The following is a 17,732-nucleotide window of genomic DNA, read 5'->3' on the forward strand; positions in this document are numbered from 1 at the left end:
GGCTGGGTTCGGTCCAGGGCCTGTATCTGCGACTTCTCGTCCACCGCGAGGACCAGCGCGTTCTCCGGCGGAGACAGGTAAATGCCCACCACGTCACGGACCTTGGTCACGAACTGCGGGTCGGTCGACAGCTTCCACGTCTCCACGATGTGCGGCTTGAGGCCGAACGCCCGCCAGATCCGCGAGACAGCCGACTGCGACAGCCCCTCCGCCTCGGCCATCGAACGCGTCGACCAGTGCGAATCACCCGTCGGCGGTGCCTGGCCGAGCGTCCTGGCGACCAGGGCTTCAACCTGCTCGTCCGTGATCCTCCGCGGCGCCCCCGAACGCGGCCGGTCCACCAGGCCCTCCAGCCGGTCCGCGGCGAATCTGGACCGCCACTTACGCACCGTTTCCCGCGAGACACCCAGGCCGTTCGCGACCTGCGCGTTCGACCGGCCCTCCGCGCACGACAGCACAATCTTCGACCGCAGCACCAGTGCCTGCGACGCGGTCTGCTTGCGCAACCAGCCCCGCAGCACCCGGCGTTCGTGATCGGACAACTCCAGAGGCAACGGCTTCGGACCAGGCACCGCCCCACCCTACAACCGCAAGCGAACTAACGACTCAGGACACTAGGCCCTGTCTGGAGTCCGGATCATGAATGCGGTGCGATGCTGCGAAGCCAGGTCGTGTGAGACCGATCGGCGGGCGTAGCGCGCGGCCGCTCGAGGACCGTTGCGTAGGCTGGCCGTCTCATCCGACGCACCGCGACGAGGATCAGCCCATGCACGGCAGCACCAGGATCCGCCTGATCGAGCCCGCCGACGCGGCACCGATCGCAGCACATCGGGTGCGGGACGTCGGGGGAAGCCCTCAAGGTCTTGAACAAGTCGTCCCGGCGGTACCCGAGCCCCGCGGCAAGCAGAATTCGCACGTGCTGATCCAGTGCCTCGATCATGGTCGAGGGCAGGCCGACGGCCTCCGGGATGACCCACGCATCCCGCAGGAGCAGCGCCAGATCGGTATCGCCAACCGGCAGATGGACATGCAGCTCCCACGGAGGGACGGTCCGCAGAGGGCCCCGTACCACCCGGCTCCGCCGCGCGAGCAAGCGCCGACCGGCCACTTGGAGAGCACGCAGCACCGCCATTTCGGCCATGGCCGCCGCCACGGTCTCACGAGGGCTCTGGATCATGATTCTCTTACTGGATCTCGGAGGCGTGCCGCGGCTGGAGGAACGGGATCAGCGGGGCCGGCAGCACGGCGGGGGATCTGAGCAGCTCCCATTGGCAGTCCGGTACTTTGCCGTCGAGGTCGCGCAACGACCGCCGCATCATCAATAGGATCAGGGAGTCCGACGCCCGGTCTGTGGGGGACCAGTGGCGGTCTCCCACCTGGGCCATCAGCACCAGCCCCGACACGAAGGCCCTGCCCATCAGCCAGGCGAGGGCCGCATCGCCCAGCTCGCCAGCCTCGAGCTCCGCCTCGACCCGTGCGCACAGGTCCAGCGCCCACTCGCGGGTCGCCCCGCTCACCTCCCAGGCATCCCGCAGGTCCTCCAGGGTGGCCGTCTCCGCCAGACTCAGCAGGGCGCCGCGGACGTCACCGTCTGGAACGGTGCCCATCCCGCCGTCCGGAAGGAACACCTCCTGGGCGGCATCAGGGACGTCATCGACCGTGTACTCGGCCAGCGACGCCCCCGGGTTGCCCCACCCCGCCGGCTGCACGGCCCGCAGCACGTCACCGATCCCCTGCGGCGTGACGGCGGCACCTCCACGCAGCACCGTGGTCACCGCGGCAGCCGTGACCTCCCCGCCGGACAGGCTCGGAGGTTCCGGGTTCGCGTCCAGGTCGGTCAGCTCAGGAGGGGGCCACACCACCCCCCGGTCACGCATGTACCGGGCGATGCCCTCATCGATCCGACGCACCCGCGCGGGAACGAGCCGCACCCGCTGCCCCGAGGCGACCACCTCGTCGGCGACGCGCTCCGCCCACTCCTCCTCGTTCTCCCCCTCTTTCGGACCTTCCTCACCGAGCCCGGCGCCCAGGCCCCGGACCGCCTTGCCGAAGGCGTCCCGCACGGTCTCCTCCGGCACCGGGTGCCCTTCGCCGAACAGCGCCAGCGCCAGATGAGAGGGCCGAGCGCCCCTCCGCGCCAGCCGGGCGAGCGCTACGACCAGACCGAATGCCTCGTCGTCCGGAACCGACGTGCTCCCGCGCCCGCGGCCCAGCGCCCGCTTCGTGTGTTCCGGCAACAGCCCCGCCCGCCGCCACGACGCAAGCTGCTTCGCTGACACCACGAAACCGTGCTGCCGCGCGTGTTCGACGAGCTGCTGATCAGCGGAGACCGGATCAGGAGAAGACATGCCGCGAACCTACCTACTTCCGTCGGAGGAGGCCGCGCCTTCGGGAATTAGAGACCCCCCACCTTTACCTGGGCCGGGCGCACCGGGCCTGGTGACCTGGGGGAACCGCCGCAGCGCACGGCCCGGCGGCACATTAGGAGGAACCATGCTCACTGCACTGACCGCCCTGCTCCCGACCACCGGGCCCTTGCTCTGGGTCCTGATCACCGTCCTGCACATCTGGATCACCGTGTACGTCGTCATCGTCGGAGTCGCCCTGCTGCACCCCCGCCGCTCCCGCCGGAGGGAAGCCCGCCAGATTCTCGACTGCCACCTCCTCGTCCTCAGGCCCCTGTGACCCTGCTGCAGAAGTGGCCGCGGGGTCGTGGCAAGGGCCGGCCCCGGCCCTTGCCTTCCGGATAGGCTGGTGTTGCCTTAACGGAGTTTCGTGGACACCAACGTCTCGAATCCCGACCGGCAGGTGCGTCTGAGCTTCCTGGGCTGATCCGCCCGTCCGCTGCCCCGAGTGACTGCGGACACCTGTCCGCCCGCGGAGGCGACCGCGCCGTGCCCGCGCCGGGCCGCCGTGCTCCGCGGGCACCGTCGCCGACGGCCCCCCCGACGGCCCCCCCCGACGGCCCCCCCGACGGTGTGAGCGCGGTCCCACCAGAGGCCGGGGGCGGCGCGGGCGGGCGGGCCGCGCCGCCCGTCCCACCGGCCGCGGCAGCCCCTCACCCCCGACGCCCCCGCGCGAACCGCTGATGTGGGCGTAGCGACCCCCGGTGGTATTCAATGAGGTGTGCGGTCGGGGATCTCGGGGCTCTGCCGCACGGGTCCGCGTACGGTCCCGGCGCTGCGCCGGGGATTGCTGAGGGAGCCGCATGGACTCCACACCCCCTCCCTCGTCCCCTTCGTCGTTCAACCTGGTCAGCAGCGCCCTGGGGCGCTACATCCCGCGCAACGGGAAGGCAGCGGCCTCAGGCGCCGCCGAGGCGCGGGACGCCCGCGGCAACGACCGGGAAGGCGGCTCCGGCGTCCCCGGACCCGACCGCCAGGACCAGATCCTCGGTGCCGTCAACCTGGACGGCGAACTGCGCATCACCCGCTGCAATCTGGACGCCCCGGTGTTCGCGGGTGTGCGCGCCGAACCCGGTACCCGCTTCGTCGACCTCCTGCCCCCGGGCGACGTACCGACGGTCACCCGGCGGCTGCGGCAGGTGCTGGAGACCGGTGAGGCGCATGTCGCCCGGATCCAGCGCCTGCGGCGCGGCGACGGGTCGGAGCTGGTGGTCTCGCTGAGCATCCTGCCCGCCGCGGCTCCCCAGGAGGGCCTGACCGTCTCCCTGATCGCCATGGCCACGCGGCTGCACCTGTATGCCGCCGAGACCGCGATAGGCACCTCGCTGGACATCGGCGAGACCGCCCAGTCGCTGGCGCAGTCACTGCTGGCCTGGGGAGACGTGGCCGCCGTCGACCTGGACTTCGCCGTGTGGACCGGCGAGGGCGTCACCGGGCAGGAGCAGGGGCGCATCCGGCTGCGGCGGGCGGCCCTGGTTCCGGACCGGGCCTGGCCCGAGGGCTACGTCACTCCGGGCGACGACCTCCCCAGCGACGCCAGCCGCCTGCTGGCGCAGGCGGTACGGCGGGACGACGCCCCGCAGGCCATCGTCATACCCGACCGGGACGCGGTCGAGCGGGTGCTCGGCAGTCCGCGGGTGATCCGCGCGCTGGTGCCCGGCGACCAGTCGGCCGGGGTGGTGTGCATACCGCTGGTCCTCGACAGCACGCCGCCCGTCGTGCTGGGCGTGGCGGAGGTCTGGCGGCGCGCGGGCTCCCCCTTCCGCGACAGCGAGCTGTTCGACCTGCAGGAGCTGGTGGCCCGGACCGCCCACCACGTCGACCTCGCCCGGCAGCACCAGCGGGAGCACACCCAGGTGCTGGCGCTGCAGCGCCGGCTGCTGCCCCGCACCGGCGGCGACACGATCAAGATCGCCAGTGTCTACCAGCCCGCCACACCCGACAGTGCGGGTGTCGGCGGCGACTGGGTGAACAGCTTTCCGCTGCCGGACGGCCGGACCGCGCTGGTGGTCGGGGACGTCGTCGGGCACGGCCTGGGAGCCGCGGCGACGATGGGCCAGCTGAGCATGGAGGCCCGCGCGCTGCTCTCCGCGGGGCTGGCGCCGGACGAGGTGCTGGAGCACCTGGACGAGACGGTGACGCTGCTGGACGACTCGGAGTCCGGGCTGGCGGCCGGCTACAGCGCCCTCGGGTCGACCTGCTGCATCGTCCTGTACGACCCGGTCAGCCACCGCGTGGCCCTCTCCAGTGCCGGCCACCTCCCTCCGGTCCTGGTGTCCCCGGACGGGAAGGCGGGCCCGCTCGCGGTCCGTCCGCATCCCGGCCTGGGCGCCGAGTTCGCGCTGCGGGAGCCGTTCGACGTGCACACGTTCGGCGCACCACCGGGCTCCCTGCTCGCCCTCTACACCGACGGCCTGGTGGAGGATCCGGCCGTGCCGATCGACGAGGGCATCGACAGGCTGGCGGCTGCCGTGGCCGGGGTGCACCCCTGGGACGCCCTGGAACCGGCGGCGCGGCGCGTCGTCTCCACGCTGTCGCCCGTGCGCGAGCGCGACGACGTGACCCTGCTGCTGGCGCGCCTGATCGGCTACCGCAAGGGGGACACCGCGACCTGGCGGCTGCCCGCCCGCGACGACACCCCCGCCCGCGCCCGCGCGCAGGTCTCCGCTCTGCTGCGGCAGTGGGGCACCAGGGACGAGACCCGGGACAACGTTCTGCTCCTGGTCGACGAGCTGGTCACGAACGCGGTCCGCTTCGCGGCCGGTCCCGTCACGGTACGGCTGATCAGAGCCGGGCAGGGCCTGCTGTGCGAGGTCGGCGACACCGGCAACGGCCGGCCGCGTCTGGGGCGGGGCGGCTTCCTCGACGACGGCGGACGCGGCCTGCACGTCGTGCACAGGCTCACCACCCGGTGGGGGGTGCGGTGGACGGACACCGGCAAGGTGGTCTGGGCGGAGGTCGCCCGATGACCCGCCTTGGCACGGTACCGCCCGCGGCACCGTCCGGGACCGGGACACCCGTGCCGCGGTCGACGGACGGACGGCCGACGGACCGGCGGTGCCGGCCTGCGGAGCGCCGGTAGGACCGGGAGCGATCCGGGCCCGGCGCGAGGCCGGGGGGAAGCCTCCGGTCCGGGACCGGAAACCGTGCCGTGCACCGGCACGGCAACCGGTCCGGGAGGGTCGGCGCCGCGACCTCCGGGGCGAGTTGCGGATCAGCGCCCGCCTTCGGTCCCGTCCGCGGTCACCGTGATCGAGGACGTGGCCGACCCGGTGCCCCGCGAGCCTGGTCGTTCAGGCCGAGCCCGCGTCGCTGCCCGAGAGGAAGCGGGGCGTCGGCACCGACCCGGGATCCGGACACTTCGCCGTCCTGGCCGACGGCGAGTCGGAGCGGCACCCCGCGCCCTCCGCGGCGGGCCGGAATCCCCGGGCCGCCGCCCCGGGACCGGGGGTCAGAGCCACTCGCCTTCCAGGGCGGTCGCGGTCAGGCCCGGTGCCGCCGCGTACAGGACCGCGCGGTCGCCCGGCCTCTGCCCGGCGTCGTGCGCCCGCCGCATGATGTCGAACACGGCGGCGCCACCGCGGTTGCCGCTGGCGTAGCTGGCCCTGCTGTGGTCGAGCAGCCCCGACGGCCACGCGTCGGGCATCGTCTGCTCCATGTACTCCAGCACCCGGGTCCCGCCGGGGTGAGCCAGCAGGACGTCGGGGTGCCAGGATTCGGGGTCGTCCTGGTAGCGGACGCGGAGCCACTCCCACATCGCGGTGACCGTCTCCTGGACCGCGCGCGGTCCGCGCCGGTCCATCAGGAAGTGGGTGCCGTCCTCCCGTGTCTCGAGGCGGTGGAGGTCTCGGGTGCCGGGCAGGGTGTGGTGCCAGGCGGAGTCCAGCCGCACCACCGATTCGCGCCTCTGGCGGCCCGTGACCACCGCGGCGACCGCGGTGTCCGCGAACAGCAGCCGGACGATCAGGGATTCGAGGGTGTCGTCCGCGGGCTGGTAGGTCGTGCTCAGCGCCTCCGCGATCACGACCAGGACCACCCGGTCCGGATCGGCGGCCACGAGATCCATCGCCAGCGCCAGCGAGCGGGTGCCCGCTATGCAGGCCCACTGCGTGGCCGGCAGCAGCAGCACGTCGTTGCGGAGCGGAAGCCTGTTGGCCAGGGCCACGTCCAGACCGGGCAGCGCCGGCGTGGTGGAGTGACTGGTGATCAGGCAGTCGACGTCCGAGGCGTCCAGGCCGGCGATCTGCAGCGCCCCGCGCGCGGCACGCTCCCCGTAGGACTGCACGGCCTCCCAGGCCGGCCCGGTCCGCTCCTGGACGGTCTGCGGTGTGTCCATCGCCTCCAGTGCCGCGATCGCGCGGTCCACCTCCTCGGGGGTGAACCCGTCGCGGGCCAGAGCCTGTTGGGCCCGGCCCGCGCCGACGGTGCGCAGGCCGCCGCCGCGACCGGGCGCGACGGCGGTCTCCAGCGGCAGCATCCACCCGCGCGACTCGATGCCGGTGCTGGCCGCGATGCCGTCGATGCGCGGCGCCCAGTTCGCGTGCGGATGCCGGTCACGCACCTCCGCGACGATCTGGTTGGTCGTCACGGCGTGCTCGCCGTGTATCACGGCAGGAGGACAGAGGTATGCGGCCATGGTGGGGCACCTTTGCTGAGGAGGATGGGGAACGTCACGAGTGGTATGGCATGGGTCACTTTGTAGTTCGTGCCCAAGAGGTTGCCGAGGGGCTCCACTTCGGGAGTCGGTATCCGCTTTGAGGATGGACGCTAAAGGGACATTTCGTCTGTGATGCACACAACTTGCAAGGCTCCGGGGTCGTGTGACACGGCGCACACCTCTACCGTCGGCGGTCGCAGCGGTCCCCTCGGTCCGTCTGGCCCCCCGTCAGTCGGGAGACCCGCGCGGCCGGCCCCCTCGCCGTCGCCGACACCGCCTCGGGGTCGGCCGGCGCCGTCCGGTGCCGCGGGCAGCTCGACCGTGCGGGAGACGGGAGGATCGGACCGGCGGATCCAGCACGAGGCCTCCACCCTCCGAGTCGCCCCGCCGGGAGTGTGGCGCGGAGCCCCCGTCACGGCGGGCCGGTGCGAGCGCGGCGCATCCGATCCGCCGCGCCGCGTCGGCGGGGGCGGGCGCAGTGGTCACCGTCGTACTCCTGCCCGCGCTGGAACGACGACGGATCCGTCTCTCGCCCCGGGCGCGGACCCGGGTGCGCCGGCAGCCTCCGAGGTGCGCAGCGCACCGGTACCGTGTCCCGCCCCGCCCCGCCCCGCCCCGCCCCGCCCCGCACCGCCGCCTCCGCCGCGCCGGCGAGGGCGGGCCCCGCCCCCACCGCGCCCAGGGCCGCGTCGGGCGGCTCCGGCGGGCCCGCCCCCGTTTCCGTCACCGGAGCGGTGATCGGCACGCGGTACGGGGCGGTCCGGGTGCGGATCACGCTCGGCGGGAGCACGGTCACCGCGGCCACGGCCCAGAAGCCGCCGTCCTCCCCGCCGTGGAGCGGGGAGGACTCTGCCGAGGCGGTTCCCCGGCTCGACCGGCGCACGCCGGCGGCGCGGAGCGCCCACGTCGACACCGCCTCGGGCGCCGCCTGCACGAGTCCCGGACACGGCGGTCGCCGCAGAGCGCCCTGGGTGAGGGCGGTGTCCGGGCCGGGTCGCGTCGGCCGTTGTGGCCGTCGGCGCGGGGGCTCTCGCGCGGCCGGTGTGCGGAAACGTACCTTCGGTTGCGGCGCACGTCACGGTGATGTTCCGGGAAGCCGTACCCGTACGGCGGGTACGCGGGCACTCCGGCGCGATAAAAAGGAGTTATGCGGGAGAGCGAGACCCTCGCCGAGGGTGTGGATGATGTCGACGCGGTCACCCGGGCGGTGCTGACCGCGTCCCGGTTGCTGGTGGCGGTGTCGGCGCGGTCGTTGGCCGCAGTGCAGGACAGGGTGACACTGCCGCAGTTCCGCATGCTGGTCGTCTTGTCCACACGGGGTGCCACGAAGCTGGTCGCGCTGGCGGAACTGCTGCAGGTCGCGCCCTCCACCGCGATGCGGATGGTGGACCGACTGATCGCGGCCGGACTTGCGGACCGGCAGGTCAATCCGGACAACCGTCGCGAAACGTTGCTGCAGCTGACCGACGAGGGGCGGCGCATCGTGTCGGACGTCACGGCGCAGCGGCGCTCCGAGATCGCGTCGATCGTCGAACGGCTGGACCCGCACCAACGCGCGGTGCTGGTCGAGGCGCTGACCGCGTTCACCGAGGCCGGTGGAGAGCCGCCGGTGCCGGCCCTCGAGGACCTGGACATGTCCCCCCTGGGCTGGGTGGACGCCGCGGCCCGACGCGACACCTGAACCCCCGCCCACCGGACGCAGCCGGCGGCCGGCCGGGCCGCCCCGCGGCCCCTGCGGCCGTCACGCCATGCGGGACGGGCGGTGGCCGCCCGTCGCGCGGGGACGGTGCCCCGAAGCCGCCGTCGGTCGTATCCGCGCACTTCGCGGCCGGGTGCGCGGGGCCCGTGCGCCTTCCGGGTGTGGGCCCCGGCGGAGTCCGACCGGCCTGTCCGGGTGTGCGGCGAGAGGTCGCGCCGGGCGGACGCACCGCCGGTACCGCAGCGGCTGCACGTCTACGGCTGCCACCCCGGTCCGTCAGCGGAGGTCACGTCGGCGGGGCGGGACCGCGGTCTCGGACGGCGGCGCGGACGGGGGCGCGGACGGCGCTGCCTCCGACTGCTCCGACTGCTCCGACGTGACGTCGCCGGGGCTGCCGGATCCGCCCGGAGCCTCGGTGCGGGACAGCGACACCAGTGTGGGCAGCGCGACGGCGGCGGCCGCCGCGGCGATCAGCCTGGCCCGTCGAGCCGACGCCGGCCGGGCCTTTCGAGCCGACGCCACCCGGCCACGGCAGCCCCCTCCGGGTCCCGCGGTGCACCGGCCGCCTCGTGCCCCGGCCCGGTGCGGGCACGGCACGAGGCCTCGATCCCGTAAAGGAGCGAGCGTCGGCTGATGGCCCGAGGAGACTTTTGCATAGCCTAAGAGCAGGGGAGGGACGGCGCCCGTGCGGCAATGGTGCGGCTGCGACGGCTCCCGGGCTCGCGCTACCGCTGGAGTGACGTCATGGCCGTGAGGAACCCGCCGTCCGGTCTCCAGGTGCTGACCTGGATGCCTGCCGGCGTCATGGGCGTGGTGGCCGTCGTCGACGTCCTGGCCGGACCGGAGGTCGGGTACCTGCCGCTGGTCTCGCTCGGCCCGGCCTTCTCCGGACTGGTCGGCGGCTGGCGGCGCACGGCGGCGACCGGGCTGGCCGCCCTGCTGCTCTGCCTCTGCCTCGGCCTCTACGACGGAATGGCGGGCGAGCCCAGGGCGTTCACCGCGATGGCCTCCGTGGCGGGGGTGACCGCCGCCGGGGTCGCTGCCGCCGTGGTGCGCGGCCGGCGCGAGGCGGAGCTGGCGAGCGTGCGGTCGATCGCCGAGGTCGCCCAGCGGGTCCTGCTCCGCCCGGTACCGCTGACGGCGGGTCCGCTGCAGGCGGCGGTGTCCTACACCTCCGCCCTGGCGGAGGCCCGCATCGGAGGCGACCTGTACGAGGTGGTGTCCTCGCCGCACGGGGTGCGGGTCATCGTGGGCGACGTGCAGGGCAAGGGGCTGGCCGCCGTCGAGACGGCCGCCGTGGTACTGGGCGCCTTCCGCGAAGCAGCCTACGACGAACCGGAGTTGACGGGCGTCGGCGCCTGGCTGGAGCGCAGCCTGGACCGGGAGAAGGACGGCGAGAAGTTCGTCACCGCCATCCTCGCCGAGGTGCGCCGCGACCAGCAGATCGTGTTCCTGAACTACGGTCACCCGGCGCCCATGCTGGTACGCGGGGACGGATCCGCCGACTTCCCCGTGCCGCCGTCCTTCGCACTGCCGCTCGGCCTCGGTGCCCACGGAGCGGACGCCCCCGAACCGTTCCGGGTGCTCTTCGCACCGGGCGACCAACTGCTGCTGTACACCGACGGGGTCACCGAGGCCCGGGACGAAGCCGGCCGCTTCTACCCGCTGGACGCGCGGGCCCACCTGCTGAAGGAGGCGGACGCGCACGGGGCGCTGGAGGCGTTGCGCGAGGACGTCGTACGGCACTCCGCGGGACCGCTGCACGACGACGCGGCCATGCTGCTGCTCCGGTACCACGGGCACGGAAGCGGCAGCGGCAGCGGCAGCGATGCCGCCCGGGCGGTCCGATCGGCCCCGTGACCGCCCGGCGGCGTCCCCGGCCCCGGGCTGCCCCCGGGCGGCGCGCTCCGGCCCCGGTCGCGGCGGGTCATCCGGCCGCGCCCACGTGGATCCACTGCGCCCCGCACGGCGTGCCCCGGTGGTCCGTGGCGAAGACCATGTTCCAGCCGGACGGCACGGGTGACGGGACGTCGGGTACGCGGACGGTCAGCGAACCGTCACCGTGCCGCACCGCGTTCGGGGCGACGGACCGCCGGTCGAAGCCGGTGAGGTTCGGGCCCTTGGACCAGGTCCTGCCCACCGGGTCGTAGACCTCGTTCTTGCCGGGCACGACCTGGCCGATGTCGTCCAGACCGGAGACGGCCAGGACCCGGCCGTCGGACGGCGCGGTCAGCGACGGGTACCAGCGGGCCTCGTCCATCAGGGCGACCCTGGTGTACTTCTCGGTCACCGGGTCGAACTCGTAGGCGTCCCTGATCCCCTGGAAGTCCTTCTTGTCTAGGCCGAGCTTGTCGGCGACGCCGTAGAGGTTGTCGGCCTCCCCGCCCTTCAGCCCTCGATCGCGTACTGCTCACGGTGGGCGGGTCGGACGGAACCCACCGACCACAACCCCCGGTCGCCGGACGGAGCGCCGCAGACACACACGCACACCCGGAACGGAACACCCGATATGCGCCATACGGAGAGGCTTGCGGCGCAGACGCACCCCCGGCGCCCGCAGCCTGCCGCCCGCCTCCCCGTCGGTCCCCAGGACCCGGACCGCGGCCGCAGCGGCCGGGGGACCGGCGGGGACGCCCGGCGCGCACGCGGGCGGCCGAGTGGACGCCACCCGCCCGGAGCAGCCGATTGGTCCGCAAGAGGCGCACCGGTGTGAACCGTGTGACGGTGGGGGAACGGATGGCGCCGGACGCCCTCCGCAGGCGGTCCGGGCGACCGGAAGGGGCCCGCGACACGCATTCGGACGGGTGCACGAGGTGACCGAGGAGGCCGGGTCCCGGCCGGAGCAGGAGGCGACATGGTGGTCGACGCGGCCGACGGCGGGTGCGCACCGGCGGCGACGCCCTGCGACGACGCCTTCCGCGGCCTCGGCGCCGTCGCCGACGCCGTCCTCTACGAGGGCTACCTGCTCTACCCGTACCGCCGCTCCTCACCCAAGAACCGGGTCCGCTGGCAGTTCGGCGTGCTCGCCCCCCGCGACTGGGCGGAACGCGACGGGCCGGTGCCTCCCGGTCTCGCCGGTTCGGTCGACTCCTGGTACCAGCAGACCGAGTGCCTGCTGCGGGCCGCCCCGACCGCCGAGGTGCGGGTCCGGGTGCGCTACCTGCAACTCCAGCGCAAGCAGGTGGAGCAGCGGCTGCCCGGCGGACTCCACCGGCCGGTGGAGTCCCTGGAAGCGGGCGACGACGTCCACCTGACCTTCGACGAGGCCGTTCCCCGCGAGTTCGACATCCGGGTCCCGCTGGCCCGGCTGCTCGACCGGGACCACGCCACGCCGGTCGGCGCACCCCCCGGCGAGGAGACCGAGGAACTGCCCGGCGACGCCGGCCGACTGGTGCGCAGGCGGGAACGCGGCCACGCCGTCACCACGCTGCGGGCCGAACGGGTCGAGGACAGCCCGGGGGACGGCCCGCCGCTGTACCGGCTGCGGATCCGCACCGAGAACACCGGCCCCTCGCCCGGCGCCGGCGCCCCGCGCGCCGAGGCGCTGCGCCACGCCCTGCTGGCCACGCACACCCTGATCGGCGGTGAGGACGTCGCCTTCCTGTCGCTGACCGACCCGCCGCGGGACTGCGAGGACCACGCCCGCGCCTGCCGCAACCTGCACACCTTCCCCGTCCTCGGGGGCGATCCCGGGACGGCACCGGCGCTGCTGTCCGCGCCGATCCTGCTGCCGGACCACCCCGAGGTGGCGCCCGAGAGCCCCGGCGACCTGCACGACGCCGCGGAGATCGACGAGATCCTCACCCTGCGCACCCTCCTTCTGACGGACCAGGAGAAGCGCGAGGCCCGCGCCACCGACCCGCGTGCCGCAGGCATCCTCGACCGCGTCGAGACCCTGCCGCCGGAGATGTTCGCCCGGCTGCACGGCGCGATCCGCTCCCTGGAGCCCGCCCGGCCCGCCCGGCCCGCCCGAACCGCCCCGTCCGCCGCACCCGGTGCACCGGACCCGCGGGAACCGGGTGCGGAACGCGCGACCTCGGCCGGGCCCCTGCCCGGCGGTCCCGAGGTCCCCTGGTGGCAGGAGGGCGGCGACGACGGCCTCTCCCCGGCGACCGACAGCGTGGTCGTCGACGGGGTACCGCTGGCGGCGGGCAGCCCGGTACGGCTGCACCCCGCCGGGCGGGGCGCCGACGCGCAGGACATGTTCCTGGCCGGGCGCACCGCCAGGGTGGCGGCCGTACGCCACGACGTGGACGGCAGCGTCCACCTCGCCGTCACACTCGACGACGACCCCGCGGCGGAACTGAACGGCTGGTACGGCCGCTTCCACTACTTCCGCCCCCACGAACTGACCCCCCTGACCGCCACCGGTGAGGGGGAGCCCCATGGACGTCCCTGAGGCGCCGCACGCCCCCGACCAGCCGCCCGGCCTGCCCACGGCAGCGCCGGTGGCCGCGGCGTACGACCGCTTCCGGGACCGAGTGCAGCGGAGGCCGCAGACATGACCGCAGACAGCGGAACCACCGACGTCGACCGGGAGCCCGCCGGCGCGCAGCAGCGCGAGGGCTTCGACGAGATACACATCCTCTGGATCTCCGAGGGCATGAGCTGCGACGGGGACACCGTCTCGCTCACCGCCGCCGGCCAGCCGTCGATCGAGGACCTGGTCACCGGACTGATCCCGGGCCTGCCCAAGGTGCACCTGTACAACAAGGTGCTCTCGCCCACCCTGGGCGGCGAGGAGTTCCTCGCCCCCTACCGGGCGGCGGCGCGCGGGGAGCTCGGGCCCTTCATCCTGGTGATCGAGGGATCGATCCCCAACCAGAACATCATCGAGGGCGACGGCTACTGGACCTCCTTCGGCAACGACCCGGACACCGGTGAGCCCCTCACCCTGAACTGGTGGCTCGACCGACTCGCCCCGCGCGCCTGGGCGGTCGTCGCCGCCGGCACCTGCGCCACCTACGGCGGCATCCACGCCATGGCCGGCAACCCCACCGGCAGCATGGGCCTGTCGGACTACCTGGGCTGGGACTTCACGTCGCAGGGCGAACTGCCCGTGGTCAACGTCCCCGGCTGCCCGATCCAGCCCGAGAACTTCATGGACACCCTGGTCTGGGTGCTCCACCACGCCGCCGGTTCCGCCCCGCCGCCCCCGCTGGACGACATGCTGCGTCCGCAGTGGCTGTTCGGGAAGACCGTGCACGAGGGCTGCGACCGGGCCGCCTACTACGAGCAGGCGGACTTCGCCAAGGACTACAACGCCCCCAAGTGCCAGGTCAAGGTGGGCTGCTGGGGGCCGGTGGTCAACTGCAACGTGCCCAAGCGCGGCTGGATGAACGGGGTCGGCGGCTGCCCCAACGTGGGCGGCATCTGCATCGGCTGCACGATGCCGGGCTTCCCGGACGCCTTCATGCCGTTCATGGACGAGCCGACCGGCGGCGGCCTGTCGGCGACCCTCATCAGGCCCTACGGGGCGTTCATCCGGCGGATGCGCGGCATCACCAACGCCGCCGTCAACCACGAGACCAAGTGGCGCCACAACGAGCCCGAACTGACCAGCGGCTACGACCCGTACTGGCGGGGCTGACACCCCCGGCCAGGCAGAAGGACAGGAAGTGACATGACACAGACCGAGGAGCGGGCCGGGTCCGGTGGGCGGAAACCCGCCCAGCTCGTGGACATGTCCTGGGACCCGATCACCCGGATCGTCGGCAACCTGGGCATCTACACGAAGATCGACTTCGCGAACCGGGAAGTGGTCGAGTGCCACAGCACCTCGTCGCTGTTCCGCGGCTACTCGGTGTTCATGAAGGGCAAGGACCCGCGCGACGCCGGCTTCATCACCTCCCGCATCTGCGGGATCTGCGGCGACAACCACACCACCTGCTCCGACTACGCGCAGCAGATGGCGTACGGGGTGAAGCCGCCGCCGCTGGCCGAGCACATCGTCAACCTCGGCGAGGCGGCGGAGTACATCTTCGACCACACGATCTTCCAGGACAACCTGGTCTTCGTGGACTTCTGCGAGGCGATGGTCAAGGCGACCAACCCCTCGGTGCTGGCCCGTGCCGAGCGCACCCAGGCACCCCGCGGCGAGATCCACGGCTACCGGACCATCGCCGACATCATGCGGGCGTTCAACCCGTTCGAGGGCGAGGTCTACAAGGAGGCCCTCAAGGTCAGCCGGATCACCCGCGAGATGTTCTGCCAGATGGAGGGACGCCACGTCCATCCGTCGACGCTGTACCCGGGCGGTGTGGGCACCGTGCCCTCGCCCACCGCCTTCACCGAGTACCTCTCGCGGCTGATGCGGGTCCTCGACTTCGTCAAGCAGTCCGTGGCGATGAACGACGACGTCTTCGACTTCTTCTACGAGGCCCTGCCCGGCTACGAGGAGGTCGGACGCCGACGCGTCCTGCTCGGCTGCTGGGGGGCCTTCCAGAACCCCGACGTGTGCGACTACCGCTACGAGACGATGAACGAGTGGGGCAGGGCGATGCACGTCACCCCCGGCATCGTCGTCGACGGCGAACTCGTCACCAACAACCTCGTCGACATCAACCTCGGGCTGCGCATCATGCTCGGCAGCTCCTACTACGAGGACTGGACGGCCGAGCAGCCCTTCGTCACCCGCGACCCGCTCGGGAACCCCGTCGACATGCGCCACCCGTGGAACCAGACCACCGTGCCGGTGCCGCAGAAGCGCGACTTCGACGACAAGTACAGCTGGGTCATGAGCCCCCGCTGGTACCACAAGGAGAGCGACGCGCACCTGGCCCTGGACACCGGCGGCGGCCCGCTGGCCCGGCTGTGGACCACGGCGCTCAGCGGCCTCGTCGACACCCAGTACGTCAAGTCCACCGGGCACAGCGTGCGCATCACCCTGCCCAAGAGCGAGAAGCTGCCCGAGCAGACACTGGAGTGGAAGATCCCCCAGTGGAGCAACACCATCGAACGCGACCGCGCGCGACCCTACTTCGTCGCCTACGCGGCCGCGATGGCCTTCGAGTTCCTCGAGAAGGCGATGGGCCTGGTGCGGGCCGGCGAGACCAAGGTCTACGAGAACTTCGAGGTCCCCGACGAGGCGATCGGCTGCGGCTTCCACGAGGCCGTACGCGGGGTGCTGTCGCACCATCTCGTCATCAAGGACAAGAAGATCGCCAACTACCACCCGTACCCGCCGACGCCGTGGAACGCCAGCCCGCGCGACAGCTACGGCACACCGGGCCCCTACGAGGACGCCGTGCAGGGCCAGCCGATCTTCGAGGAGAACGGGCCCGACGACTTCAAGGGCGTCGACGTCATGCGCACCGTGCGCAGCTTCGACCCGTGCCTGCCCTGCGGGGTGCACATGTACCTCGGCAAGGGCAAGGAACTGACCACCGTCCACTCGCCGACGTACGGAGCCGGCCATGGCTGAGGCGGACCGGCTCGGCGACGGCGCGGTCGCCGCGCGGCTGACCCGCGTCGACGAGCTGCTGGAGCGTCTGGAGAACACCCCCGGTCCGACGTCCCGGGACGCGGTGGACGCGGTACGCGCACTGGCCGAGGTCTACGGCGAGGCACTGGCCCGCATCCTGGACCGCGCCGACGCCGACCTGGCCGCCGGCCTGGCCGGCGACGAACTGGTCGGGCACCTGATGGTCCTGCACGACGTGCACCCCGAGCAGGTGCGGCCGCGGCTCGACCGCGCGGTCGAGCGGCTCCGCGGAGACCTGCGCGGACACGGCGGCGACCTCGAACTGGTCGGCGTCGACGCAGGAGTGGCCCGGGTCCGGCTCACCTCGGCGGGCTGCGCCTCCGGCTCGGCCGGGGTGATGGACGCCGTGCGCGAGACCCTCCTCGCCGCCGCGCCCGAACTGCGCGCGGTGGAGCGGGAACCGGAGCCGGCCGGGCCGCCCGCGTTCGTCCCCCTGGACGCGCTGACGGTACGGCCGGCGCCCGCCGGGGGAACGCCGTGAGCGCCGGCGGGGCGCTGGCCCGGGTGATCCGCTCGGGTGCCGCGGGGCGCTCGGCGGCCGAGGAGCGCTGCGACATGTGCGCCGAGCCCGTGCCGCCGGAACACCGCCACCTGTACGACAGCCCGCAGCAGCAGGTGCTGTGCGCCTGCCGGGCCTGCTCCCTGCTGTTCGTCCGGGAGGAGGCGGGCGACCACCGCTACCGGCTCATTCCCGAGCGGCGCGTGCGACTGCCCCCGGTGGACACCGAGGCGCTCGGCGTGCCCGTCGGCCTGGCGTTCTTCGTACCGCACCCGGACGGAACCGTCGTCGCGCACTATCCGGGCCCGGCCGGTGCCGTCCGCTGGCAGGTGGACCCCGCCGCGTGGCGGGAGACCGTCTCCGGGTGTCCACTGGTGGAGGGCGTGGCACCCGAGGTCGAGGCGCTGCTGGTGAACACCGCGCGCGAGGCGCGGCACCACTGGATCGTGCCGGTCGACGACTGCTTCCGGCTGGTCGCCCTGGTCCGCAGCGAGTGGCGCGGACTGTCGGGAGGCACCCGCGTCTGGCCCGCCGTCGAACACTTCTTCGCGGAACTGGCCGCCACGCCGTCCGGTGGCGGGAGCACGTGAAGGGAGAGCACACCATGGGACACATCAGAGTGGGCCGCGCACGGGTGCGGCCGGACACCCCTGGGCACGTCCCCGGACAGCACCAGGGCAACACGGTCCCCCGGGGCCACCAGGTCGGGCAGCACCGCGACGGAACCGCGGACGCGCGCCGGTCCACCGGGATCCACTGGAAGAAGCACAACGCGATCATGAAGGTGATGCCGAACATCCCCCCGGGATGAGGCAGGCGAGGAGCACACATGGCAGAGCTGACGGCCCGGCGGGTGCTGACCGCTCAGGCGGTACTCGTCGGAGGGGCGGTACTCGCCCTGCTGATCAGGGAGATCCCCGCCCTCGTGCGCGAGATCAGGATCTGGCGGATGGCCGACCTCGGGTCGGGCTCCCGGCATCCGCGGTAAC

At 73.2% G+C, this 17,732-nt stretch carries 17 protein-coding genes and 1 pseudogene; 11 read left to right on the forward strand and 7 right to left on the reverse strand.

All coding sequences use genetic code 11. The features are described 5' to 3' along the window. From ACL02U_RS11470 to ACL02U_RS11480, 3 genes are all read right to left on the reverse strand, one after another. Nucleotides 1-572 (reverse strand): IS630 family transposase (locus tag ACL02U_RS11470; protein ID WP_412790624.1); only part of this gene is annotated, 572 nt, incomplete at its 3' end. Between the two features lie 65 nt (nucleotides 573-637). Further along, nucleotides 638-1,177 (reverse strand): hypothetical protein, encoded by a 540-nt coding sequence (locus ACL02U_RS11475; protein WP_412790625.1) that lies wholly within the window; start codon nucleotides 1,175-1,177, stop codon nucleotides 638-640. A gap of 7 nt (nucleotides 1,178-1,184) precedes the next feature. Then, complete coding sequence (locus ACL02U_RS11480) at nucleotides 1,185-2,348, reverse strand: hypothetical protein (RefSeq protein WP_412790626.1); 1,164 nt, start codon at nucleotides 2,346-2,348, stop codon at nucleotides 1,185-1,187. Nucleotides 2,349-2,493: 145 nt separating this feature from the next. On the opposite strand from ACL02U_RS11480, the gene ACL02U_RS11485 reads away from it, so the two are divergent. After that, complete coding sequence (locus ACL02U_RS11485) at nucleotides 2,494-2,685, forward strand: hypothetical protein (protein WP_307128264.1); 192 nt, start codon at nucleotides 2,494-2,496, stop codon at nucleotides 2,683-2,685. A gap of 523 nt (nucleotides 2,686-3,208) precedes the next feature. Then, nucleotides 3,209-5,374: a SpoIIE family protein phosphatase gene (locus ACL02U_RS11490; RefSeq protein ID WP_412790627.1), complete on the forward strand. Its 2,166-nt coding sequence runs from the start codon at nucleotides 3,209-3,211 to the stop codon at nucleotides 5,372-5,374. A 482-nt stretch (nucleotides 5,375-5,856) separates the two neighbouring features. Here ACL02U_RS11490 and ACL02U_RS11495 read toward each other — a convergent pair whose 3' ends face one another. Then, on the reverse strand, nucleotides 5,857-7,041 hold the full coding sequence (locus ACL02U_RS11495) for a type III polyketide synthase (protein ID WP_412790628.1): 1,185 nt from the start codon (nucleotides 7,039-7,041) through the stop codon (nucleotides 5,857-5,859). Nucleotides 7,042-8,209: 1,168 nt separating this feature from the next. Here ACL02U_RS11495 and ACL02U_RS11500 point away from each other — a divergent pair. Beyond that, nucleotides 8,210-8,743 carry a MarR family winged helix-turn-helix transcriptional regulator gene (locus ACL02U_RS11500; RefSeq protein ID WP_412790629.1) on the forward strand — a complete coding sequence of 178 codons (534 nt, stop codon included), beginning with the start codon at nucleotides 8,210-8,212 and terminating at the stop codon, nucleotides 8,741-8,743. Nucleotides 8,744-9,037: 294 nt separating this feature from the next. On the opposite strand, the gene ACL02U_RS11505 is transcribed toward ACL02U_RS11500, so the two are convergent. Further along, nucleotides 9,038-9,283: a hypothetical protein gene (locus ACL02U_RS11505; RefSeq protein WP_412790630.1), complete on the reverse strand. Its 246-nt coding sequence runs from the start codon at nucleotides 9,281-9,283 to the stop codon at nucleotides 9,038-9,040. Nucleotides 9,284-9,505: 222 nt separating this feature from the next. Here ACL02U_RS11505 and ACL02U_RS11510 point away from each other — a divergent pair, with 222 nt between their 5' ends. Further along, complete coding sequence (locus ACL02U_RS11510) at nucleotides 9,506-10,621, forward strand: PP2C family protein-serine/threonine phosphatase (RefSeq protein WP_412790631.1); 1,116 nt, start codon at nucleotides 9,506-9,508, stop codon at nucleotides 10,619-10,621. A gap of 67 nt (nucleotides 10,622-10,688) precedes the next feature. Here the strand turns inward: ACL02U_RS11510 and ACL02U_RS11515 are convergent, their stop codons facing one another. Together ACL02U_RS11515 and ACL02U_RS11520 are read right to left on the reverse strand one after the other, a co-directional pair. Continuing rightward, nucleotides 10,689-10,901, reverse strand: a complete 213-nt coding sequence (locus tag ACL02U_RS11515; RefSeq protein ID WP_412790752.1) for a galactose oxidase-like domain-containing protein — start codon at nucleotides 10,899-10,901, stop codon at nucleotides 10,689-10,691. Next, nucleotides 10,884-11,165, reverse strand: a pseudogene (locus tag ACL02U_RS11520) (galactose oxidase); the annotation flags it as partial. The gene ACL02U_RS11515 and the pseudogene ACL02U_RS11520, both read right to left, overlap by 18 nt. Nucleotides 11,166-11,615: 450 nt before the next feature. On the opposite strand from ACL02U_RS11520, the gene ACL02U_RS11525 reads away from it, so the two are divergent. The 7 genes from ACL02U_RS11525 (at nucleotide 11,616) to ACL02U_RS11555 (ending at nucleotide 17,731) form a co-directional block, all read left to right on the forward strand. After that, complete coding sequence (locus tag ACL02U_RS11525) at nucleotides 11,616-13,160, forward strand: hypothetical protein (RefSeq protein ID WP_412790632.1); 1,545 nt, start codon at nucleotides 11,616-11,618, stop codon at nucleotides 13,158-13,160. A gap of 102 nt (nucleotides 13,161-13,262) precedes the next feature. Next, nucleotides 13,263-14,351, forward strand: a complete 1,089-nt coding sequence (locus ACL02U_RS11530) for a hydrogenase expression protein HypE (RefSeq protein WP_412790633.1) — start codon at nucleotides 13,263-13,265, stop codon at nucleotides 14,349-14,351. 33 nt (nucleotides 14,352-14,384) lie between these two features. Next, complete coding sequence (locus tag ACL02U_RS11535; RefSeq protein ID WP_412790634.1) at nucleotides 14,385-16,184, forward strand: nickel-dependent hydrogenase large subunit; 1,800 nt, start codon at nucleotides 14,385-14,387, stop codon at nucleotides 16,182-16,184. Then, nucleotides 16,177-16,725, forward strand: coding sequence for a NifU family protein (locus ACL02U_RS11540; protein WP_412790635.1), 549 nt, complete (start codon nucleotides 16,177-16,179; stop codon nucleotides 16,723-16,725). The genes ACL02U_RS11535 and ACL02U_RS11540 overlap by 8 nt, the downstream gene beginning before the upstream one ends. After that, nucleotides 16,722-17,333 (forward strand): DUF5947 family protein, encoded by a 612-nt coding sequence (locus ACL02U_RS11545; protein ID WP_412790636.1) that lies wholly within the window; start codon nucleotides 16,722-16,724, stop codon nucleotides 17,331-17,333. Before ACL02U_RS11540 ends, ACL02U_RS11545 begins: the two co-directional genes overlap by 4 nt. A gap of 14 nt (nucleotides 17,334-17,347) precedes the next feature. Continuing rightward, nucleotides 17,348-17,554 (forward strand): hypothetical protein, encoded by a 207-nt coding sequence (locus tag ACL02U_RS11550; protein ID WP_412790637.1) that lies wholly within the window; start codon nucleotides 17,348-17,350, stop codon nucleotides 17,552-17,554. An 18-nt stretch (nucleotides 17,555-17,572) separates the two neighbouring features. After that, nucleotides 17,573-17,731, forward strand: a complete 159-nt coding sequence (locus ACL02U_RS11555; RefSeq protein WP_412790638.1) for a hypothetical protein — start codon at nucleotides 17,573-17,575, stop codon at nucleotides 17,729-17,731. Nucleotide 17,732: the final 1 nt, after the last annotated feature.

Origin of the sequence: Streptomyces sp. MS06 (assembly GCF_047200655.1) — a bacterium.
Lineage (GTDB): Bacteria > Actinomycetota > Actinomycetes > Streptomycetales > Streptomycetaceae > Streptomyces.

Bases quoted from the DNA above. Each gene is read 5' to 3' on its own strand.
- ACL02U_RS11475 (WP_412790625.1), bottom strand. From the start codon at position 1,177: ATGATCCAGAGCCCTCGTGAGACCGTGGCGGCGGCCATGGCCGAAATG.
- ACL02U_RS11480 (WP_412790626.1), bottom strand. From the start codon at position 2,348: ATGTCTTCTCCTGATCCGGTCTCCGCTGATCAGCAGCTCGTCGAACAC.
- ACL02U_RS11485 (WP_307128264.1), top strand. From the start codon at position 2,494: ATGCTCACTGCACTGACCGCCCTGCTCCCGACCACCGGGCCCTTGCTC.
- ACL02U_RS11490 (WP_412790627.1), top strand. From the start codon at position 3,209: ATGGACTCCACACCCCCTCCCTCGTCCCCTTCGTCGTTCAACCTGGTC.
- ACL02U_RS11495 (WP_412790628.1), bottom strand. From the start codon at position 7,041: ATGGCCGCATACCTCTGTCCTCCTGCCGTGATACACGGCGAGCACGCC.
- ACL02U_RS11500 (WP_412790629.1), top strand. From the start codon at position 8,210: ATGCGGGAGAGCGAGACCCTCGCCGAGGGTGTGGATGATGTCGACGCG.
- ACL02U_RS11510 (WP_412790631.1), top strand. From the start codon at position 9,506: ATGGCCGTGAGGAACCCGCCGTCCGGTCTCCAGGTGCTGACCTGGATG.
- ACL02U_RS11525 (WP_412790632.1), top strand. From the start codon at position 11,616: ATGGTGGTCGACGCGGCCGACGGCGGGTGCGCACCGGCGGCGACGCCC.
- ACL02U_RS11530 (WP_412790633.1), top strand. From the start codon at position 13,263: ATGACCGCAGACAGCGGAACCACCGACGTCGACCGGGAGCCCGCCGGC.
- ACL02U_RS11535 (WP_412790634.1), top strand. From the start codon at position 14,385: ATGACACAGACCGAGGAGCGGGCCGGGTCCGGTGGGCGGAAACCCGCC.
- ACL02U_RS11540 (WP_412790635.1), top strand. From the start codon at position 16,177: ATGGCTGAGGCGGACCGGCTCGGCGACGGCGCGGTCGCCGCGCGGCTG.
- ACL02U_RS11550 (WP_412790637.1), top strand. From the start codon at position 17,348: ATGGGACACATCAGAGTGGGCCGCGCACGGGTGCGGCCGGACACCCCT.
- ACL02U_RS11555 (WP_412790638.1), top strand. From the start codon at position 17,573: ATGGCAGAGCTGACGGCCCGGCGGGTGCTGACCGCTCAGGCGGTACTC.